Here is a 19267-nt window from a genome sequence, read left to right as displayed (position 1 = left end):
CGGCGGTCGGCTCGGCTGGGCCGACCGCCGCGGGTTCGTCGACGCCGACGCCGTCCTGGCGGCCACGGCCGATCGCGGCGAGGACCCTGACCGGCTCAGACACTGGCCGCTCGACGCCCGCACCCCGGAGATCCGCGGCCGGTCACCCGTCCGGAGGGCTCCGCCGCCGGGCGGGCGTGTCCGCTCGGGGACGGGACCTGGATCACCTGCGACGAGGAGAGCCGGCTGCTGAACCGGTGGTGTGAGCCCGCCCGGACGCGGGTGGTGGCGGTGTCGTGGGCCTCAGGGGCGCAGGATCAGACGGATGGGGTCGCCCGTCTTCTTCTCCAGCCGTTCGACCGCCTCGGCGGCCTGCGACAGCGGCAGTACGTCGCTGATGGATCCGGCGAAGTCCAGCCGACCGCCGTTGATCAACCGCAGCAGCTGCGGCAGCGCCACCGGCATGTCGGAGCCGTAGTGGCCGAGGATCTGCTGCTGGAGGTAGCTGAAGCGGGTGCCGTCCGTGACGGTGAGCGGACGGTTCGTCAGCCCGACCAGCACCAGCCGGCCCTTGGGCGCGAGGACGGTGAGCGCCTGTTCACGCACCGCCGGCACGCCCGCGAAGTCGAAGGCGGCGGCGAGGCCCAGCCCACCGGTCGCGGCGGCCACGGTCTGCCGCAGCGCGGGGTCGGCGGAGTCGAGCGCGAAGTCGGCACCGGCGGCCAGCGCCCGCTCCCGGGCGACCTCGCTGGGATCCACGGCGATGATCGGGCACGCGCCCACGGCGCGCAGCAACTGCACCGCGTGCACCCCGAGTCCGCCGATGCCCCACACACCGACCGCCTCGGCCGGCCGGACGGCACCGGTCATGGTGATCGCGCCCCACGGCGTGGACACGGCGTCCGGGATGATCGAGCCCTGGTCGAAGGGGATGGCGTCGGGCAGCAGGGTGAGCGCGTTCGCTGACGACAGGGCGTACTCGGCCCAGCCGCCGTCGTAGTCGACGCCGCGGGTGTAGGTGACACCGTCGCGCACCTCGCCCGCGTACAGCACGACGCGCTGTCCCGGGGCCCACGCGGTGACTCCCTCGCCGGTCTCGGCGACGGTGCCGGACACCTCGTGGCCGAGGGTGACGACATCGCCGTCCAGCAGGCGCGGGGTGAGGGTGCCGTCGATGAGGTGGACGTCGGACAGGCAGACGCCGGCCGCCTCCACCTTCACCAGCACCTGTCCGGGCCCCGGCTGCGGGCGCGGCACCTCCTCCAGGCGCAGGGTGCGGCTCGGAAGGCGCAGGCGGGCGGCGAGCATCTGCTCCATGACGTGACTCCCTCGGTGCGGCGGCGGAGCCCGCGCGACTGTCGCAGGTCGCCTCGTGCCGACCGTACTGCTCGGTCGGCTCGTAACGCAAGGAGGCTTGCTTTAGGGTGAGGGCATGATGCCACCTCCGCCGGGTTCACGACCGGCTCCGGACTCCGCCTCGGCCGCGGCCCCGCAGCCCCTGCGGCGGCGCGGGGAGCGCATGCGGCAGGCCGTGCTGACCGCGACGGTCGGCATCCTCGCCGCCGAAGGGCTGGCCGGCACCACCGTCGCGGCGGTCGCCCGGGCGGCCGGCGTGCACGAGACCTCGGTCTACCGCCGCTGGAAGACCCGCGAGAACCTGATCCACGACGCGCTCACCAGCCGGCTCGACGCCACGCTGCCGATCCCGGACACCGGCGAGGTGCGGGAGGACCTGACGCGGTTCTTCGAGGCGCTCGTGGACCTGCTGAGCGGGCCGTACGGACCGGCGCTGCTGCGGCTGAGCGTCGAGCGCGACGACACCCTCGACGACCGCCGCCACCCGTACTGGACCGAACGCCTGGAACGCGCGGCCGTCATGGTCCGACGGGGCGTGGAGCGGGGCGAACTGGCCGAGGACACCGACCCGGGCCTGGTGATCGAGGCGATCAGCGGCCCTCTCTTCACTCGGGTCCTGCTGAGCGACACCCCCGTGGACCCGTCCGTCGCCCACGGCCTGATCCGGCTGGCGCTCGACGGCGCCCGCGCCCGGCCGGACGGCCCCGGCGGCAGCTGAGCCGGTGCGCGCGGTCGTCCCGCCCGTACCGACGGGGGGGCCGAAGACGCGCTGCGCCCGCCCGCTCTCATGGCCTCCGCTCAGGTGTCCCGATCAGGTGTCCCGCTCACGTCTCCCGCGCCGGCGCGTACACCTCCGCCTCCAGTCCGAACGTCCAGGCGACGCCCTCCCGGGCCGTGCGGACCGTCGGCGGGACGCGGAGCCAGTACGTGCGACTGGTGCCGTCCGGCTCCGGGGTGGAGTTGACGACCTCCACCATCACCACCGGCTCGTCACCGTCCAGGTCGATCCGCCAGAGCACGCCGGTCTCGTCCCGGTGCAGGGGACGCGCCCCGGAGTCCGCCAGGTAGCGGTCGTAGCCGTAGTGCTCCAGCATCACCCGGCGCAGCTCGGCGTTCTCCTCGGACCGGATGCGGTCCGGTGTCAGGGTGGCCAGCTCGGCCATGAACGCGGCCGAGACCGGCATACCGCGCCAGGCGTGCAGCGCGAAACCGTCCGGGTAGGCCAGCGCCGGACCGTCCCCGCGGTCCAGGCGCCCCGCCTCGTCGCGATGGAGAGCGACCGGCCGTTCCGACAGGACCGCCACCTCGGCGAACGGCCACCACCAGCCGGCACTGCGGCACACCGCCGCCAGCCCGTCCAGCGGCGCCCGGTCGGTCGGGAAGGCGGCGAGCCACGGAGCGTCGTGCTGGCCCAGGACCGCGTCCAGCAGGAGCAGCCGCACCCGGGCCTCCCGGGCGCGGTCACGGGGGCGGCCGGCGCCGGAGGGGGCGTTCGCGGGCGATGACCCCTCGGCACCGGAGGCGCTGCCGGCAGCACCGGCGAGGTCGTCGAGAACGCCGGTGCGGATCCGCTCCACCAGCGCCTGCGTGGACTCCCACAGCCGGCCACCCGTGGCCGACCAGTGTGCCGACCAGCCCGCGGCCCCCAACTCCGTGTGCAGCCGGTCGCGTTCGCGGGCCCAGGGAGCGCTCCGCACCTCCTCACGCACGCAAGGGCCGCTGTCCTCCAACTCCAGGATCAGCGCCACCGCCGCGCGAGGGGAGCCGGCCCACAGCACACGCCGCGGTTCCGGCAGGCCGGCCCGCCGGTAGGCCAGCCGGACTCCCTCCTCGGCCCCCGCGCGATCGGCCGGCGTCGCCGCCGCGGCCCGTGCGCGCCAAGGGGCGACGGCATCGGGAACACCCGGACCATCGACCGGTTCCACCGCACCGCCCGGCCCTTCGGCCCCTTCCAGAACGCCCGCCGCGCCTGTCGTCGTCATCCGCTTCTCCGTCATCGTCGCCCCGTGCTCCCTCACCACCGCGCCCACTGCTCCGGTCCCGTCCACCGCGCCCGCTCCGTACGGGCAGTTCAGTCCGCGACGATCCGCACGGACCCCGGCACGTACTCCCGCTGCCGGATCACCCGGTACCAACCCCGCGGAAGCGGTATCGCCGCGTGCTCCTCGTGCACCACGCGTCCGCCCTGCGGCAGGTGCAGCAGCATCGGACCGAACGGTCCCGGCTCACGGACCAGTTCGCCGGGGCCGACGACCGCGTGCGCATGTCCGGTGACCTCGCCCAGCGCCAGGACCAGGCGTCCCCGCGCGTCCCGCGGCTCCCTCGGCGCCGCCGCGACATGCGACGGCACCGCCTCCGACGCCACGGGCACGATCAGCACGTCTCCCTGCCGGTACACGACAGCTCTCCCCTCCGCCGGCGCCGACGCACCGGCCTCATGACGCAGACAGTAGGTGCCGCCACTGACAACGCACCGAACCCCGCCCCGCCCCGCCACGTTGTCAGCGGCTGTTGGTACAACTGCGGTCATCACGCAATGCCCTCACCCATCACAGGAGCAGCCGCATGACCATCGGTGACCACCTCTCAGCGCTGTACCGGCTGCCCGCCCACACCTTCCCCGGCCCCGAGGCGCGCACCGACGACCTGCCCGAGCCGGACTCCGTCGCCTGGCGCGTCACCAGCGACGTGTACGACGCGAACGAGGACTGGACGGCGGCCTTCACCCGCTTCTGCGCCACCGTCGACACCGCCCGCGTCCGCGCCCTGATCGTCGGCGCCTGGGAGGAGGCGTACGACACCGATTCGTCGGCCGTCATCGAGGCGCTCGTGGCCGTCCGAGACCGGTTCCCGGCGCTGCGGGCGCTGTTCCTGGGCGACATGGTGATGGAGGAGTGCGAGATCTCCTGGATCAACCAGACCGATGTCACCCCGCTCCTGGCCGCCTTCCCCGACCTGGAGGAGTTCGGCGTCCGCGGCGGATCGGGGCTGCGCTTCCCCGCCTTGCGCCACACCGCCCTGCGCAGACTCACCATGGAGTCCGGCGGGCTGCCCGCGGCGGTCGTGCGCGGCGTGAGCGCCAGCGACCTGCCCGCCCTGGAGCACCTCGACCTGTGGCTGGGCACGCCCGACTACGGCGGCGACAGCGAGGTGGGCGACCTGGACGGGATCCTGTCCGGCGCCCGGCTGCCGCGCCTGCGCCATCTGGCCCTGCGCAACAGCGAGATGCAGGACGCCGTCGCCGCGGCGGTCGCCTCCGCCCCGGTGGTGGCCCGTCTCGAGGTGCTGGACCTGTCCATGGGCGTGCTCACCGACGAGGGCGCCACCGCCCTGCTCAGCGGACAGCCGCTCACCCACCTCAAGGAACTGGACCTGCACCACCACTACATCAGCGAACCGCTCCGGGAGCGTCTGGTGCGCACGCTGGAGACCGCGGGCGTCTCCCTGGACCTCGACCGCGACGACGCGGACGAGGACGAGGACGACGACGGCACGGTGTGGCGGTACGTCGCCGTGGGCGAGTGAGCACGACGAGCATGCGTCCCGACCACCTCCCCGAACACTCCTTCGTGAGTGAACCGCGCCCGCGCTTCGCGGTCGTGGGCAATCCGGAGAACCGCCGGGTCGCCCTCTTCGCCGAGGCGGTGCGCGCGGCGGGACTCCCCGCACCGCGTGTGGTGCCCTGGCTGGAGGTGCTGCGCGCGGGCGGAGCGGAGTTCGACGCGCCGGAGATCGTCCGCGTCGACTCACCGGGGGAGAACGCGGACGTCGACCGGCTGCTGCGCGGCGCCGAGGACCCCACCCGGGTGGAGGGATCGGCCCGCTGGTACGCCGGGTTCACCGCCGCACTGCGCGGTCTGCGCGGCGGCGTCCGGCTCGACGACCCGGCAGAGCTCGCGGTGCTGTTCGACAAACGGCGCTGCCACGCCGTGCTCGACGCGGCGGGCGTCCCGGTGCCGGCCTCGCCCACCTCCGGGGAGCGGGCCGCGCCGGTGCACGGCTGGGACGACGTGCGCGCCCTGATGGCGGCGCACCGGATGCCCCGGCTCTTCGTCAAGCCTGCGCACGGCTCGTCGGCGTCGGGAGTGCTGGCGGTGGAGTCGGGCGGGGGAGGGCGGATCAGAGCCACCACCTCGGTGGAACTCGCCCCCGACGGACGTCTGTTCAACTCGCTCAAGGTGCGCCGCTACGAGAGCGAGCGGGACATCGCGGCCATCGTCGACGCGCTCGCCCCCGACGGCCTGCACCTGGAACGCTGGCTGCCGAAGGCCTCCCAGCAAGGCAGGGCCGCGGACCTGAGGGTGGTCGTGGTGGGCGGCCGGGCCACGCACGCCGTGGTGCGCACCAGCCGCCGGCCGCTGACCAATCTCCACCTCGGCGGCGCCCGCGGCGACCTCGACGCGGCCCGGCAGGCGGTGGAGGCGGCCGGCGCCCGCTGGGCCGACCTGCTCGACGTGTGCGAGCGGGCGGCGGCCTGCTTCCCGCGCACCCTGTGCGTCGGCGTCGACCTGCTGCCGGCCGTCGGCTGGCGCAGGGCCGCGGTGGGGGAGGTCAACGCCTTCGGCGATCTGCTGCCCCGGCTCACCGGCCTGCCCGGCAGCGGAGCCGAAGGCATGGACACCTACGCCACCCAGGTCGCGGCCGCCCTGCGCCTCCCCGCCCGGGGCCTCCCCGGCCTGCGCCCGCCCGCCCGCACCGGACCCGGCCGTCCCGCACTCCCGGACCGGCACGCCGCCGAGCACCACCGGACCGACCCGCACCAAAAGAGAACAGGAAGCCCCGATGCCCTCGCCCGCCCCGACGCCTGACCCGCTCCCGCCCACCCCGCCGGCCGCGGGCGAGCCGGACATGAACGAGATCGTCGGCAGCCACGACCTGCTCCTCGTCACCCTCGACACCCTGCGCCACGACGTCGCCGCCGAACTGGCCGCCGCCGGCCGCATCCCGAACCTGGCCCGCCACCTCCCCGGCGGACAATGGGAGAAGAGGCACGCCCCGGGCAGCTTCACCTACGCCTCCCACCAGGCGATCTTCGCGGGCTTCCTGCCGACCCCGGCCGCGCCGGGACCTCATCCTCGGCTCTTCGCGGCCACCTTCGCCGGCAGCGAGACCACCGCCGGCGGCACCTTCGTCTACGACACCCCCGACGTCGTCTCCGGCCTCGCCGCGGCGGGCTACCACACGGTGTGCATCGGCGGCGTCGGCTTCTTCAACAAGCAGGGTCCGCTCGGCACGGTGCTGCCCAGCCTGTTCCACGAGTCCCACTGGTCCCCGGAGTTCGGCGTCACCTCGCCCGCCTCGTTCGAGAACCAGGTCGCCTGCGCCGAACGCGTGATCGCCGGGCTGCCCGCCGAACAGCGGCTGTTCCTCTTCGTCAACGTCTCCGCTCTGCACCAGCCGAACTGGTTCCACCTGCCCGGTGCCACCCGCGAGGCCGGCGACACGCGCGCGACGCACGCCGCCGCGCTGGAGTACGTCGACCGGCACATCGGGCGGCTGTTCGCCGCCGCGAGCAGCCGGCGCCGCTGCTTCGCGATCGTCTGCTCCGACCACGGCACCGCCTACGGCGACGGCGGCTACACCGGCCACCGGCTGGGCCACGAATCCGTCTGGACCGTGCCCTACGCCCACTTCGTCCTCGACCCGGCGTCCGCCACGCCGGACGAGCCGGCCGCCACGACGCCCCTCCCCGCAGCCCGCCCGACCGAGGCCACCCGATGACCACCACCGCACCGCCCGCACACCTCAGCCCCTACCAGAGCTACGTCTACGCCTACCCGCACAAGACGGCGTACCGCGCCCTGGCGGACCGGCCCCGGCTCACCTCCCTCTGGGCCGGTGAACCGAAGGACGCCCTCTCCCTCTATCTGCACATCCCGTTCTGCGAGATCCGCTGCGGCTTCTGCAACCTCTTCACCCGCGTCGGTGCCCCGGACGGTCTCACCGGCGCCTACCTCGACGCCCTGGAGCGCCAGGCCGGCGCGGTGCGCGAAGCCCTCGACGCCACCGGCGAGCCGCAGTTCGCGACCGCGGCCTTCGGCGGCGGCACCCCCACCTTCCTCACCGCCCCCGAGCTGGAACGGCTCTGCGACATCGCCGAGCACCGCATGGGCGCGGACCTGCGCGCCGTACCGCTGTCGGTGGAGGCGTCACCGGCCACCGCCACCGCGGACCGGCTGGCCGTGCTGGCCGAGCGGGGCGCCACCCGGCTCAGTCTGGGCGTGCAGAGCTTCGTCGACTCCGAGGCGCGCGCCGCCGTGCGCCCGCAGCGCCGCGCCGACGTCGAGGCCGCTCTGGAACGCGTCCGGACCGCCCGCATACCGGTCCTCAACATCGACCTCATCTACGGCATCGACGGCCAGACACCGGACACCTGGCTCCGCTCCCTGGACGCGGCCCTGGCCTGGCGGCCGGAGGAGCTCTACCTCTACCCGCTCTACGTGCGCCCCCTCACCGGCCTCGACCGCCGCCACGGCGGCCCCGACCCCGCCTGGGACGAGCAGCGGCTCGGTCTGTACCGGGTGGGCCGCGACCACCTCCTCGCCCAGGGCTACACCCAGCAGTCCATGCGCATGTTCCGCCGCACCGACGCCCCGCCGCAGGGCGCCGACGACTACGCCTGCCAGACCGACGGCATGATCGGCCTCGGCTGCGGCGCCCGCTCCTACACGGCGGAGCTGCACTACTCCTTCGACTACGCCGTCGGCATGCACCAGATCCGTCAGATCATCGACGACTACGTCGTACGTCCCGCCGCCGACTTCGCCCACGCCGAGTACGGCCGTGTCATCGACGCGGACGAGGCACGCCGCCGCCATCTGCTCCAGTCCCTCCTCCAGGCCGAGGGGCTGCGCGTCGACGACTACCGGGCCCGCTTCGGCAGCGCTCCCGCCGACGACTTCGGCCCCGAACTGGAACGCTTCGCCGAACGCGGCTGGCTGACGGAGACCGAGGCAGCGCCGGAGACGGGCGACAGCCCCATCACCGGCACCGCCACCGGCACCGGCACCGTCACCGGCCCCAGCACCGGCACCGGCCCCACGATCCTCCGGCTCACCCCCGAAGGGCTCGCCCACTCCGACGCGATCGGTCCCGAGCTGTTCTCCCCGGCCGTCCGCTCCGCCATGGCCGCCTACGAGCGAAAGTGACCGGCCGCCCCATGGACCTCACCCTTCTCTACCGCGGCCCCCTCGCCTCCTGCGACTACGACTGTCCCTACTGCCCCTTCGCCAAGCGGCGCGACACCACGGCCCAGTTGCGCGCCGACCGGGCCGCCCTGGAACGCTTCGCCGGCTGGGCCGCCGGGCAGACGGACGACCGCCTCTCGATCCTCTTCACCCCCTGGGGCGAGGGCCTGGTCCGTTCCTGGTACCGGCGCACGCTCGCCGACCTCTCCCACCTCCCGCACATCCGGCGGGTGGCGATCCAGACCAACCTCAGCTGCCGCACCGACTGGCTAGCCGAGGCCGACCCCGACACCCTGGCGCTGTGGTGCACCTACCACCCCGGCCAGACCCCCTACGACCGCTTCCTCGGCAAGTGCCGGGAACTGGCCGCGCGCGGCATCCGCTACAGCGTCGGCGTCGTCGGCCTGCCCGAGCACCTCGCCTCGGCCCGCCGCCTGCGCGCCGACCTGCCCGAGCACGTCTACCTGTGGGTGAACGCCGCCGAGGGCCACACCTACACCGACGCGGACGCCGACCGCTGGACGGCCCTGGACCCGCTCTTCCCCTACAGCCGCCATCCGCACCGCAGCGCGGGCCTGCCCTGCCGCACCGGGGACTCGGTGATCTCGGTCGACGGCGACGGCACCGTCCGCCGCTGCCACTTCGTCCCCACCCCCCTCGGCAACCTCTACGACGGCTCCTACCGCACCGCCCTGCGCCCCCGCCCCTGCCCGCTGGCCGCCTGCGACTGCCACATCGGCTACGTCCACCTGGAGACGCTGCCCCTGTACGACGTCTTCGCGGGCGGCGTCCTGGAACGCATCCCGGCGACCGCGACCGCGACCGCTACCGCGCCCGCCACACCGCCCGCCGCACCAGCGTCAGCGCAGCGCCGCTGAGGCGGTTTCGGGGGACGCGGTCTCGTTGCGCAGCCAGACGGTGCGCTGCGGATACGGGATGTCGATGCCGGCCGCGTCCAGGGCCTCCTTGACCCGGCGGCGCAGCTCGCGGGTGACGGCCCACTGCTGGAGCGGAAGCGTCCGGACCGCCATGCGCACCAGCACTCCGTCGGCGTCCAGCGACTGCACGCCCCACACCGCGGGGTCCTCCAGCAGGACGTCGGCGAAGTCCGGGTCCTGGCGCAGGGCCTGTCCGGTCTCCTCCAGCACCCGGTAGACCTCGTCGAGGTTGGCCTCGTAGGCCACCGCCACGTCCAGGACGGCGCGCGCCCACTCCTGGCTGTCGTTGCGGACCCGCAGGATCTCGCCGTTGCGGATGTGCCACAGACCGCCGTCGAGGTCACGGACGTGGGTCAGGCGCAGCCCGACGTGCTCGACCTCGCCGACGGCCTCACCGAGGTCGACGGAGTCACCGACACCGTACTGGTCCTCGATCATGATGAGCATGCCGGACAGGTAGTCCGCGACCAGGCTCTGCGCGCCGAACCCGATCGCCAGGCCGACCACTCCGGCGCTGGCCAGCAGCGGCCCCAGCGCGATGCCCACCTGGTCCAGGACCATGGCGACGGCGATCACGAACAGCACGACGGACACGATGCTGCTGAGGACGGATCCGATGGTCCGGGCCCGCTGCTCGCGGCGTTCCCGCGCCCGTGAGCGGTCGCGGTGCAGCACCGCCGGTCCGCGGATCGCACGGCGGCCCGTCTCCCGTCCGCCGTCGGCGGGTTCGAGGATGCGCTGGACGACGCGGGTGATGGCCCGCTCGGCCAGCTTCCTCACCAGTGCCACGCCGATCAGGATCAGCGCGATGCGCAGGGGTATGCCGACCAACGCGGAGACGTGGTCGCGCGCCCAGCCGGGCATCGCGAGTGCCAGTTCCACGGACGGGCCGGTGGTCGGACGGTCGGGCAGCTGCACCATGGACCGTGTCGCTCCGTTCCTCGCTGGGGGATCTTGTGCTGCGAGCGCCCCTACCCGCACCGATCGCGGTTACCCCACCACCGTCCTTTGGCCCGCGCGCGGGCGGAGGGTAGCGTCGTACCGAAGCCTGGTCGCCAAGTGTGCTCTCTGCTCGGCCGGACCGTAAGGACCCACTGATGCCCAGCAGGACGGTGACACGATGAACTCGCTGGTGTTCGACAGCGACGACCTGGAACTGACGGAGGACTTCCTCTGCCGGGCCTACGCCCGTATGTCGATCGGGAGCAGCAGCCCGCAGGACAGCAGGACGCACATCCGCCGCGACACCATGCCGTCGGTGAGCGTCGACGAGCTCGACCTGGGCTTCGACATGAGCTACACGGTGACGCCGCTGGGGAAGATCTGCCTGTGCCTGGTCCACGAGGGGACCATCCAGGACCACGGCTACCAGGGGGTGCGGGACGACTTCGGCCCCGGCGACATGGTGCTCTTCGCACCCCCGGAGCTGCCGTACTCGGGCCGGATCTGCACGGCCCGCTACAACATCACCATGCTGGACCCGGCGCTGCTCGACCAGGTCGCGGCCACCGGGCCGGAGCAGCGGTCGAAGCCGGTGCGGTTCACCGGACACCGGCCGGTCTCGGCGGCCGCGGAGCGCCACCTCAAGGACACCATCGTCTACCTGCGCGATCACGTCCTCGCCGATCCGGCGATCGCAGACGAACCGCTGGTCGCCTCCACCAGCAGCCAACTGCTCGCCGCGAGCGTCCTGGCCGCCTACCCGAACACCGCGCGCGCGGAGACCACCGGACAGGACCGCACGGACGCCCACTCGGCCACCCTGCGGCGGGCCGTCGCCTACATCGAGGACCACGCCGACCGGCCCCTCACCGTCGCCGACATCGCCGCCGCGGCGCACGTCACCGTCCGCGCGCTCCAGTACGCGTTCCGCCGCCACCTCGACACCACACCGCTCGCCTACCTGCGGCGTGTGCGCCTCGCGCAGGCCCACCAGGAACTGCGCGCGGCCCAGCCGCTGGGTGGCATCACCGTCACGGAGATCGCCGCGCGCTGGGGCTTCGCCCATCCCGGCCGGTTCGCCGCGCTCTACCGCGACGCCTACGGCACCAGCCCGTCGAGCACCCTGCACAGCTGAGCCGGTTCACGCCCCGGTTCACGCCCCGGTTCCCTCCGGCATCCCGGTCCGCTGCGACGCCCGTGCCTTCAGCGCGGTGTCGAGGGCCTCACGGATCTCGGGCGGCAGCCATTCGCAGTGCGGCCACTGCACGATGTGTTCCGCGACCTCGCGCAGTTTGGTGTTGGTGTGCTGAGAGACCTCTTTCAGGACGTCCCAGGCCGGCTCCGGACGCAGTCCGCCGAGGGCGATCACCACACCGATCGCCTGGTCGACGATGGCATGGGAGACGAGAGCCTGCTTCAGCTGCGCGACCTCCTCCTGAAGAGCGGTCATTCTGTGCGCGAGGTCCACTTGCTCAAGCATGGTGGGTGCAATCCCTGGATCCCTGGGTGAGACGGCCTGTCGGTCACCGTCCTCATGCCCCCGGAAGCACCAGGCAGAAGTCCACGGAACGAAGACCTGCCGCCGCCGCGGTACGGAAAGCGAAACCCTCGCGACACCGCGCCGTACGTGACGGCCCTCGCCCGGGTCAGCACGGCTTGCGCCAGATCCCCAGTTCCGGCTTCTTCCGCATCGACGACAACCGCAGTTCCCGCGCCTGCGGGCAGAAGCGGGAGGTGGGCTCCGCGTACTCCACGTGGAAGACCGCCTTGCCCGCCGCGATGAACGGTTCGAGCAGCGCGCACTCGTCGTACTGGGCGCACTCCTCGTTGACCGCGAAGTCGAAGTCGTCCACCAGCTGCGGAATCTGGGGCAGGTCGTTCTTGAGGCCCACCGCCAGCCCGCGCTCGTGCGCGATGTCAGCGATCATGCGGTTGTAGCGGAGCTGGTCCGCCGCCGTGAGCGGGAAGCCGGTGTCGTTGCCGTACCCCTCCACCAGGTCCGGCTCCACCGCGTCGAAGCCCTTGTCACGGCACATGTCGAAGCGGCGTTCCATGAGGGGGCGCAGGACCGACAGCCGGCGGATGTCCAGCCAGCGCTCGCCGCGCCAGCCGTTGGGCCGGCCCAGGAGGGAACGGGGGAAGGCGTCCCGGTCGGGGCGGAAGTCCTCCCAGGCGCCGACGTTGACGTAGCAGATCACCTTGCGGCCGTCGCGGTGCAGGCGGGCGACGTCGGCGGCGCTGTTCTCGAAGCCGTCGATGTCGTAGACGGGCACGTCGACGGACGGGTCGACCCGCCCGTCGAGCTGCCACTGCCAGGCCAGCCCGGGGCGCGGCCGCCACGGATCGCCGCCCGTGCGGCCGGGGTCGCCGGTGCGGCCGGGGTCGCCTGAGCAGGCGGCGAGGACGGCGACGAGGGCCAGGGCGGCCGCGAGGGCCCGTCCGAGCCGCCTCACCGGTCCGCCTCGGCCAGCGCCGGTGTCAGCCGGGACCAGGGGTTGGGCGGTTCTCCCGTCACCGGCCCGCACACCGCCGCGCCCCGCTCGACCGCCGTGCGCACGGCGAGCGGCACCAGCGGCTCGGGCACCCCGTAGACCAGGTGGCACAACCGCTCCGGCGGCTGCCGCGCCGTCCACGACGGGCGGCTGAACGCCGACACGTACCGCGACCAGGGACCCTCGAACGTGACCGTCAGATCGGCGAGCCGCGCGTAGCCGGGAGCGGGATGGACGCCCGGATTGAGCACGACGGTCGAGGCCCCGAGCCGGCGCACCGAGCGCACCAGGCGACGGCAGGCCGGCAGCCCGTGCGGCGCCGCGGTCACCTGGTCGAGGAAACAGCCGTCCACGCCGTACCACTCCTGGTGCCGGCGCAGATCGGCGGTGATCAGCGCCGGCTCTCGCGCGCCGTAGTCGGTGTCGACATAGCCCAGCAGCCGCGCCCCCGCCGTGCGCAGCGCCTCGGCCGCCGCGACGAACGCCGGGTCAGGGGCCCGGCCGGGACCGTCCGCGGGGTTGAGCACGACCGCGTAGGTGCGCCCGGCGCCCAGGATGAGGCGGTGCCAGGCGGCCGGGTCCTCGGCCGGGTGGACGTAGAGCGGGATCAGCAGGCTCATCGCGCCGGTGCCCCTTCGGAGCTGCGGGACGGTGCGCCCGTGGCCGCCCACAGCGCCTCCAGCGACTCCTCCAGGGTGTGGGCGGGCCGCCAGCCGAGGGCGTCGCGGGCGGCGGTGATGTCGGAGCACTGCCACGACACGTCCGCGGACCGCGCGGAGCCCTTCGCGCCCTCCTCGACGACCCGGCCCCGGAAACCCGCCACCTCCGCCAGCGTCCGCACCAGCTCCCGTACCGGGACCGCGTCGCCGCCGCCGACGTTCAGCACCGGCGGGAGCGGCCCGGGCACGGTCGCCGCCAGCCCCGCCGCCCGTGCCACATCGCGTACGTCGACGAAGTCGCGGTGCGCGGACAGGTCACCGAGCCGCACCGTCGCGTCCGGGTCGCGCCCGGCGTCCGCGAGCAGCGCGGCGACCCGGCCGGGCAGCCCGGTGGGCGGGGCCCCCGGTCCGACCGGGTTGCCGACCCGCAGCACCACCGCGTCCAGCCCCGACGAGGTCACCGCCACTGTGCCCGCCAGCTTGGTCGCCCCGTACGGACCGGCGGGCCGGGTCGCCGCCGACTCCGTCACCCGCAGTCCGGGTGCGCCGGGCCCGTACTCGGCGGCCGAGCCCAGATGGACCAGCCGGGCCGCGGGCGCCGCCTCCCGCAGCGCCGCGCACAGGACGGCCGGGCCGCGCGCGTTGACCTCCGCGAGCGTGACGGCGTCACCGCCGGTCGCGCCCGCGCAGTTGACGACCGCGTCGGGCGCCGCCGACGCCAGCGCCGTCGCCAGGTCCCGGGCACGGTCGGACGCGAGGTCCACGGCGACATCGGCACCGGCGGGGGAGCGGCCGCCGACGAGCACCCGCGTGCCCGGCAGGGCACGCAGCCGCGCGACGACATGACCGCCCAGGTAACCGGTGGCGCCGAGTACGAGGATGCGCATGGGTGGATCAGGCTCCCTTGAGCAGCAGCGACTTGCGGCTGGTGAACTCCGCGTTGGCCCGGTCGTAGTCGTCGGGCCGGCCGATGTCCAGCCAGTAGCCGTCGAACTCGTAGGCGTGCGGCGGGCGCTCGGCCGCGAGCAGGTCCAGCACCAGCTCGTCGAAGCCCAGCGGCAGCCCGGGCGTGTACCCGTCGAGCGTGGCCCGCGCGACGCCGTAGACGCCCATGGACACCCGGTAGTCGATGCTGGGCTTCTCGGTGAAGGCGACGACCCGGCTCGCGTCCGTGGTCAGCACCCCGAAGTCGATGTGCACCTTGCGGGCGTAGGTGGCGATGGTGAGGGGCGCGCCCGAGTCCTCGTGCCGGCGCAGTACGTCGGCGTAGTCGAGGTCGGTGAGCACATCACCGTTCATGACCAGGAAGTTCTCCGGCAGCCGCTCACGCAGGTTGAGCAGCGGGCCCATGGTGCCCAGCGGACTCTCCTCGGTGGCGTAGTCGACGCTCATGCCCCACTGCGCGCCGTCGCCGACGTAGGCGCGGATGATCTCGCCGAGGTGACCGATGGCGATGGTGCAGTGGGTGAAGCCGGCCGTGGCCAGCTGGCGCAGCACGATCTCCAGGATGGCGTGCTGGTCTCCGATCGGGACGAGCGGCTTGGGCAGCGCCGTGGTGTACGGCCGCAGCCGGACGCCCTTGCCTCCGGCCAGGATCACTGCGTGCATGGCATACCTCCTGCGGGTACGTGCCCGTCGGGTCAGATGTTGTAGATGCCGGTCTTGTAGCGGGCCAGGTTGGCCGGATCGACGAACCACCGCGCGGTGCGCGCCAGGCCTTCCTCCAGCGTGTGGCGAGGACGCCAGCCGGTCGCCGCGGTCAGCCGGGTCGCGTCGGCGACGAGCCGCATCACCTCGGAGCCCGCGGGCCGCAGCCGTTCGGTGTCCTCGCGCACGTCCAGCGGCGCGTCCATCACCTTGCCGATCAGCGCGACCAGGTCACCGACGGAGATCTCGCCGCCGGTCCCGGCGTTGAAGGTGCGGCCCACGACCCGCTCCGCCGGTGCGGTGCCCACCGCGAGGAACGCCTGCGCGGTGTCCTCGACGAAGGTGAAGTCGCGGGTGGGACGCAGATCGCCGAGGGTGATGGTGCGCTCCCCGGCCGCCACCTGGCCGACGACGGTGGGGATGACCGCCCGCATCGACTGCCGCGGGCCGAAGGTGTTGAACGGCCGCAGCGTCACCACCGGGGTGTCGAAACTGGCGTGGTAGCTGTCGGCCAGCCGGTCGCCGCCGGCCTTCGAGGCGGCGTACGGCGACTGGGTGTTGATGGGGTGGTCCTCGGTGATCGGCACGGTCTGCGCGGTGCCGTACGTCTCGCTGGTCGAGGTGTGCACCAGCCGCGGCGTGCCCAGCGCGCGCACCGCCTCCAGCACGTTGAGCGTGCCGGTGACATTGGTGTCCACATAGCTGTGCGGCGCCTGGTAGGAGTACGGGATCGCGATGAGCGCGGCGAGGTGGTAGGCGCAGTCGGCGCCGTCCAGGAGGCCACGCACCGAACCCGGGTCGCGTACGTCGCCGAGGACGATCTCCACCTGGTCGAGGACGTCGGCGGGCAGGGTCTCCAGCCAGCCGTAGGACGAGAACGAGTTGTACTGGGCCATGGCCCTGACGCGGTGGCCGGAGGCGACCAGCGCCTCGGTGAGGTGCGAGCCGATGAAGCCTTCGGCTCCGGTGACTGCGGCGAGCGGTGCGGAGGTCAACTCTGGGGTCCTTTCGTCCGGTGCTACGACGGGGATGGCGGGGGCGGGTGGTCCCCCGGTGCGGTGGCTCGGCGGGTCAGGCGTGCGGGGAGGGCCGGCCGAGCAGATGGATCGCGCAGATGGCGAGACAGAGGGCGGCCGCGCCGCAGACCGGCGCCAGCACGCCCGGACCGGGCGGCAGCTCCAGCGCCGTGACCGCCCCGGCACCGCCCGCGGCCGTCAGACAGAGCACGGCCGCCGGCCAGGCCGCGCCGAACGCCTGGAGGAGCAGCGCGGTCCACAGGGCCGCGGCCAGCGGCAGCAGCGCGCCCGGCCCGCCGCCGGTGAGCAGCGCCGGCGGCAACAGCAGCAGCAGATAGGCGGACAGGCACAGGCCGAGCACGGCGGACGAGCGCAGCAGGAACCCGGCGGGCGTCGCGCTGACCCGCAGCGCCGCGACCGACCAGCCGCGATAGCGGTACAGCAGCCACTCGGCCGGACCCATGCTCACCGTCAGCGCGATCACGGCGTACGGATCGCGGCGGCCCTCCAGCATCACCAGCACCGCCGCCGCCAGTCCGAACAGGCCGTACGGGACGGACGCGGCGAGGCGCGGCCGGGGGCCCTCCGCGGCGGCCGGGGCGGCGAGCCCGCTCCACAGGACCCGGGCGGTGACGGCGAGGGTGGCCAGCAGCGCCAGCAGCGGCAGACCCGCCCGCAGCAGCGGGCCGGGCTCCCACCACGGCAGCACCGCGGCACCGGCGATCAGCGGACTGAGCGCGGCCAGCAGCAGCCGTTCCCGGCCCAGTACCAGCAGCACGCCCGCCGCGGCCAGGTACAGCGACTGAGCGCCCGCCGCCACGGTGGACGGACCACCGCCCGCGGGCAGCGCGGCCAGGCCCGTGGCCACCGCCGCGCCCAGCGACGACCCGGTCAGCAGGGTGCGGGCCGCTTCCCGGCGCCCCGTGACCAGCCGCAGGTGCGCGCGGTGGCCCAGCGCCTGGCCCCACGCCCAGGAGACGACGCCCGCCACGATCAGGACGGAGGCGTGCCGGTCGACGCGCCACAGCGGCGCGGTGAGCAGATAGGCCAGGGCGGGCAGCGCGAACAGCACCCCGCGCAGCAGACACCGCACGGTGTCGGGCCGCCACGGGTCGGCCGCGGCGGGCGGCTCCGGGAACGTCCGGGGCACCCGCTCGTACAGTGCGGACGCCAGCGAGAACAGGTTCGGGTGGCCGTACCGCTCCTTGATCAGGGAGGCGGACAGGCCCTCCGCCTCCAGCAGCGCCGCCACCTCGTACGGGTGGACGGCCGGGCCGACGCGGTCGGCGAGTTCGGCGGCGAGCGCGCTGACCGCCTCCTCGTCGGGACCCTGCCGGGGCAGCCGGATCGCGAGCGTGGTGTCGTCCAGGGCCCAGCGGGGGCGGCGGCGCGGCGGGCGCGGTTCGGCCAGCCGCAGCGCCAGGGTGTCCTGTTCGGCGCCGCCGGGTTCGAGGGACATCGGCCCGCTCATCCGGTGAGGCTCCCCGTGCCGGTGACCGCCGGGGCGGGCAGCACGATCCGGGTGGGCGACTCCCGTTTGCCCGTGGCGAGTTCGTGGTAGATGGCGCGGAACGTGTCGATGGTCTGGCGGAGCGTGAACTGCTCGATCACCCGCAGCCGGGCCGCCTCGCCCATCGACCGGCGCCGGCCGGGGTCGCCCAGCAGTTCCAGCGCGGCGGCGGCCATCGCGGCCGGGTCGCGCGGCGGCACCACCAGACCGGTGTCGCCGACCGCCTCCCGCACGCCGCCCACATCGGTGGAGACGGTGGCCCGCCCGCACGACATGGCCTCGATCAGGGTGAACGGGAACCCCTCGCTGATGCTCGACAGCATCACCACGTTCCCGGCCGCGTAGGCGTCCTTGATGTCGTCGACGCGGCCCTCGAACGTCACGGCGTCGGCGTGACCGAGCTCGGCGGCCAGCGCCTCGCAGCGTTCCCGGTATGCCTCCCCGCCCCGCGGCGTGCCGCCGAACAGACGCAGCCGCACGTCGGGCAGCCGCTCCCGCACCAGGGCGAAGGCGCGGATGAGGGTCTCCAGGTCCTTGATCGGGTCGACGCGTCCGGCCCAGCTGAGGGTGAGGCGCTCCGGCTCGGGCCCGGCCGGCGGGAAGGCCGCGGGGTCCACGCCGTTGTAGACGGTGCGGATCGACTCCGGGTCGGCGCCGCCCTGCTCCTCCCACAGCCGGTTGTAGCGGTTGCCGGGAGTGATCAGCGCCGCCCGCCGGTAGGTCTCCTCCGCCAGCAGCCGGAAGAAGCCCAGGATCACCGCCTTGACCGGCCAGCGGTAGGGCGCGGTGCGGTAGCCGAGGTAGCGCTCGCGCAGGTAGACGCCGTGCTCGGTGAGCAGCAGCGGAACCCCGTGCCGTTCGAGGGCCGCGAGCCCCGGCAGCACGGCGACCCCGCCGCTCACGGCGTGCGCGACACCGTCCTCGGGCGGCGGCGCGGCCAGCGGACGCAGGGCGTGTTCGAGCAGCGCCGTGGCGGTGAGCGCGTCGTGCAGGGTCGGCCGCGCCTCGCACACGGCGAGCCCCGGACGCGTCCACACGGAGGTCAGGATGGTGATGGCCGTGTCGCTCCGCAGGAAAGGGCCGAGCAGTCCGTCCGCCGCAGCCCGCGCGAGCGCGTGCAGCGCGGGCGGGAAGCCGTCCTCGGCGCCGGGGTCGACCAGCGCGGACAGGAACCGCTCGTAGGCGGCGGCGAGTTGCCTGCGCGCCCGGCCCCGGGGCGGGCGGCCCGGCGGAGCGGTGCCCCACATGGGCACGGAGAGCACGTCGCGGACATGGCCGGGCAGGTCCCACACGACCGACTCGCGTCCGGTGCCGGTGACGGCGATGACGTCGAAGTCGATGTCCGGCATGCCGGTGACGAGCTGGTCGCACCAGACGCTCACACCGCCGTGGCTGTGCGGGTAGGTGCCTTCGGTCAGCAGGGTGACGCGCGTGGCGCCGGAGCGTCGCGCGCCGCGGTGATCGTGCATCGATGTGCTCCACGGCCGAGGTGTGGGGTGGTGGTGCGGGTCCCGGCCGCGGGTGGGCGGCCGGGACCTCAC

19 protein-coding genes are annotated in these 19267 nt (G+C 74.0%); 7 read left to right on the top strand and 12 right to left on the bottom strand.

The features are described from left to right. Positions 1–282: 282 nt before the first annotated feature. Positions 283–1296: a zinc-binding dehydrogenase gene (locus ABT232_RS23345; protein WP_351842939.1), complete on the bottom strand. Its 1014-nt coding sequence runs from the start codon at positions 1294–1296 to the stop codon at positions 283–285. A 202-nt stretch (positions 1297–1498) separates the two neighbouring features. Between ABT232_RS23345 and ABT232_RS23340 the strand changes: the two genes are divergently transcribed. Beyond that, the gene (locus ABT232_RS23340) at positions 1499–2053 is read left to right on the top strand and encodes a TetR-like C-terminal domain-containing protein (RefSeq protein ID WP_351842937.1); all 555 of its coding nucleotides are present in this window, start codon (positions 1499–1501) and stop codon (positions 2051–2053) included. A 106-nt stretch (positions 2054–2159) separates the two neighbouring features. Here ABT232_RS23340 and ABT232_RS23335 read toward each other — a convergent pair whose 3' ends face one another. Beyond that, positions 2160–3317 carry a DUF6745 domain-containing protein gene (locus ABT232_RS23335; RefSeq protein WP_351842935.1) on the bottom strand — a complete coding sequence of 386 codons (1158 nt, stop codon included), beginning with the start codon at positions 3315–3317 and terminating at the stop codon, positions 2160–2162. An 89-nt stretch (positions 3318–3406) separates the two neighbouring features. Continuing rightward, on the bottom strand, positions 3407–3733 hold the full coding sequence (locus ABT232_RS23330; protein WP_351842933.1) for a DUF8820 family protein: 327 nt from the start codon (positions 3731–3733) through the stop codon (positions 3407–3409). Between the two features lie 167 nt (positions 3734–3900). Here ABT232_RS23330 and ABT232_RS23325 point away from each other — a divergent pair, with 167 nt between their 5' ends. The 5 genes from ABT232_RS23325 to ABT232_RS23305 are packed head-to-tail and all read left to right on the top strand — an operon-like array spanning position 3901 to position 9400. Further along, the gene (locus ABT232_RS23325) at positions 3901–4860 is read left to right on the top strand and encodes an STM4015 family protein (RefSeq protein ID WP_351842931.1); all 960 of its coding nucleotides are present in this window, start codon (positions 3901–3903) and stop codon (positions 4858–4860) included. A 44-nt stretch (positions 4861–4904) separates the two neighbouring features. Then, positions 4905–6143: an STM4014 family protein gene (locus ABT232_RS23320; RefSeq protein WP_351842929.1), complete on the top strand. Its 1239-nt coding sequence runs from the start codon at positions 4905–4907 to the stop codon at positions 6141–6143. A 40-nt stretch (positions 6144–6183) separates the two neighbouring features. Next, positions 6184–7056 carry an STM4013/SEN3800 family hydrolase gene (locus ABT232_RS23315; protein WP_351843027.1) on the top strand — a complete coding sequence of 291 codons (873 nt, stop codon included), beginning with the start codon at positions 6184–6186 and terminating at the stop codon, positions 7054–7056. After that, the gene (locus ABT232_RS23310; protein WP_351842927.1) at positions 7053–8483 is read left to right on the top strand and encodes an STM4012 family radical SAM protein; all 1431 of its coding nucleotides are present in this window, start codon (positions 7053–7055) and stop codon (positions 8481–8483) included. Before ABT232_RS23315 ends, ABT232_RS23310 begins: the two co-directional genes overlap by 4 nt. An 11-nt stretch (positions 8484–8494) precedes the next feature. After that, the gene (locus ABT232_RS23305) at positions 8495–9400 is read left to right on the top strand and encodes an STM4011 family radical SAM protein (RefSeq protein WP_351842925.1); all 906 of its coding nucleotides are present in this window, start codon (positions 8495–8497) and stop codon (positions 9398–9400) included. Here ABT232_RS23305 and ABT232_RS23300 read toward each other — a convergent pair. Continuing rightward, positions 9383–10381, bottom strand: coding sequence for a mechanosensitive ion channel family protein (locus tag ABT232_RS23300; protein ID WP_351842923.1), 999 nt, complete (start codon positions 10379–10381; stop codon positions 9383–9385). The genes ABT232_RS23305 and ABT232_RS23300 overlap by 18 nt on opposite strands. A gap of 199 nt (positions 10382–10580) precedes the next feature. Between ABT232_RS23300 and ABT232_RS23295 the strand changes: the two genes are divergently transcribed. Further along, positions 10581–11537, top strand: a complete 957-nt coding sequence (locus ABT232_RS23295) for a helix-turn-helix transcriptional regulator (protein ID WP_351842921.1) — start codon at positions 10581–10583, stop codon at positions 11535–11537. An 18-nt stretch (positions 11538–11555) separates the two neighbouring features. On the opposite strand, the gene ABT232_RS23290 is transcribed toward ABT232_RS23295, so the two are convergent. The 8 genes from ABT232_RS23290 to pelF form a co-directional block, all read right to left on the bottom strand. Next, positions 11556–11882, bottom strand: coding sequence for an ANTAR domain-containing protein (locus ABT232_RS23290; protein WP_351842919.1), 327 nt, complete (start codon positions 11880–11882; stop codon positions 11556–11558). 166 nt (positions 11883–12048) lie between these two features. Then, the gene (locus ABT232_RS23285) at positions 12049–12855 is read right to left on the bottom strand and encodes an endo alpha-1,4 polygalactosaminidase (RefSeq protein WP_351842917.1); all 807 of its coding nucleotides are present in this window, start codon (positions 12853–12855) and stop codon (positions 12049–12051) included. Then, positions 12852–13514 carry a spherulation-specific family 4 protein gene (locus ABT232_RS23280; protein WP_351842915.1) on the bottom strand — a complete coding sequence of 221 codons (663 nt, stop codon included), beginning with the start codon at positions 13512–13514 and terminating at the stop codon, positions 12852–12854. The genes ABT232_RS23285 and ABT232_RS23280 overlap by 4 nt, the downstream gene beginning before the upstream one ends. Then, positions 13511–14440 carry an NAD-dependent epimerase/dehydratase family protein gene (locus tag ABT232_RS23275; RefSeq protein WP_351842913.1) on the bottom strand — a complete coding sequence of 310 codons (930 nt, stop codon included), beginning with the start codon at positions 14438–14440 and terminating at the stop codon, positions 13511–13513. Before ABT232_RS23275 ends, ABT232_RS23280 begins: the two co-directional genes overlap by 4 nt. A 7-nt stretch (positions 14441–14447) precedes the next feature. Beyond that, the gene (locus tag ABT232_RS23270; RefSeq protein ID WP_351842911.1) at positions 14448–15161 is read right to left on the bottom strand and encodes a nucleotidyltransferase family protein; all 714 of its coding nucleotides are present in this window, start codon (positions 15159–15161) and stop codon (positions 14448–14450) included. Between the two features lie 32 nt (positions 15162–15193). Further along, on the bottom strand, positions 15194–16195 hold the full coding sequence (locus ABT232_RS23265; protein ID WP_351842909.1) for a GDP-mannose 4,6-dehydratase: 1002 nt from the start codon (positions 16193–16195) through the stop codon (positions 15194–15196). Between the two features lie 76 nt (positions 16196–16271). Continuing rightward, positions 16272–17687 carry a hypothetical protein gene (locus ABT232_RS23260; RefSeq protein ID WP_351842907.1) on the bottom strand — a complete coding sequence of 472 codons (1416 nt, stop codon included), beginning with the start codon at positions 17685–17687 and terminating at the stop codon, positions 16272–16274. Further along, complete coding sequence (gene pelF / locus ABT232_RS23255) at positions 17684–19195, bottom strand: GT4 family glycosyltransferase PelF (RefSeq protein WP_351842905.1); 1512 nt, start codon at positions 19193–19195, stop codon at positions 17684–17686. Before pelF ends, ABT232_RS23260 begins: the two co-directional genes overlap by 4 nt. Positions 19196–19267: the final 72 nt, after the last annotated feature.

Source organism: Streptomyces sp. NPDC001532 (assembly GCF_040298625.1).
Taxonomy (GTDB): Bacteria; Actinomycetota; Actinomycetes; order Streptomycetales; family Streptomycetaceae; genus Streptomyces.
Note: the sequence above shows the minus strand (reverse complement) of the source record. Positions and strands in the feature narration are given on the sequence as shown.

Coding starts and splice junctions, on each gene's coding strand:
- ABT232_RS23345 (WP_351842939.1), bottom strand. CDS start 1,296: ATGGAGCAGATGCTCGCCGCCCGCCTGCGCCTTCCGAGCCGCACCCTG.
- ABT232_RS23340 (WP_351842937.1), top strand. CDS start 1,499: ATGCGGCAGGCCGTGCTGACCGCGACGGTCGGCATCCTCGCCGCCGAA.
- ABT232_RS23335 (WP_351842935.1), bottom strand. CDS start 3,317: ATGACGACGACAGGCGCGGCGGGCGTTCTGGAAGGGGCCGAAGGGCCG.
- ABT232_RS23325 (WP_351842931.1), top strand. CDS start 3,901: ATGACCATCGGTGACCACCTCTCAGCGCTGTACCGGCTGCCCGCCCAC.
- ABT232_RS23315 (WP_351843027.1), top strand. CDS start 6,184: ATGAACGAGATCGTCGGCAGCCACGACCTGCTCCTCGTCACCCTCGAC.
- ABT232_RS23310 (WP_351842927.1), top strand. CDS start 7,053: ATGACCACCACCGCACCGCCCGCACACCTCAGCCCCTACCAGAGCTAC.
- ABT232_RS23305 (WP_351842925.1), top strand. CDS start 8,495: ATGGACCTCACCCTTCTCTACCGCGGCCCCCTCGCCTCCTGCGACTAC.
- ABT232_RS23300 (WP_351842923.1), bottom strand. CDS start 10,381: ATGGTGCAGCTGCCCGACCGTCCGACCACCGGCCCGTCCGTGGAACTG.
- ABT232_RS23295 (WP_351842921.1), top strand. CDS start 10,581: ATGAACTCGCTGGTGTTCGACAGCGACGACCTGGAACTGACGGAGGAC.
- ABT232_RS23290 (WP_351842919.1), bottom strand. CDS start 11,882: ATGCTTGAGCAAGTGGACCTCGCGCACAGAATGACCGCTCTTCAGGAG.
- ABT232_RS23280 (WP_351842915.1), bottom strand. CDS start 13,514: ATGAGCCTGCTGATCCCGCTCTACGTCCACCCGGCCGAGGACCCGGCC.
- ABT232_RS23275 (WP_351842913.1), bottom strand. CDS start 14,440: ATGCGCATCCTCGTACTCGGCGCCACCGGTTACCTGGGCGGTCATGTC.
- ABT232_RS23270 (WP_351842911.1), bottom strand. CDS start 15,161: ATGCACGCAGTGATCCTGGCCGGAGGCAAGGGCGTCCGGCTGCGGCCG.
- ABT232_RS23260 (WP_351842907.1), bottom strand. CDS start 17,687: ATGAGCGGGCCGATGTCCCTCGAACCCGGCGGCGCCGAACAGGACACC.
- pelF (WP_351842905.1), bottom strand. CDS start 19,195: ATGCACGATCACCGCGGCGCGCGACGCTCCGGCGCCACGCGCGTCACC.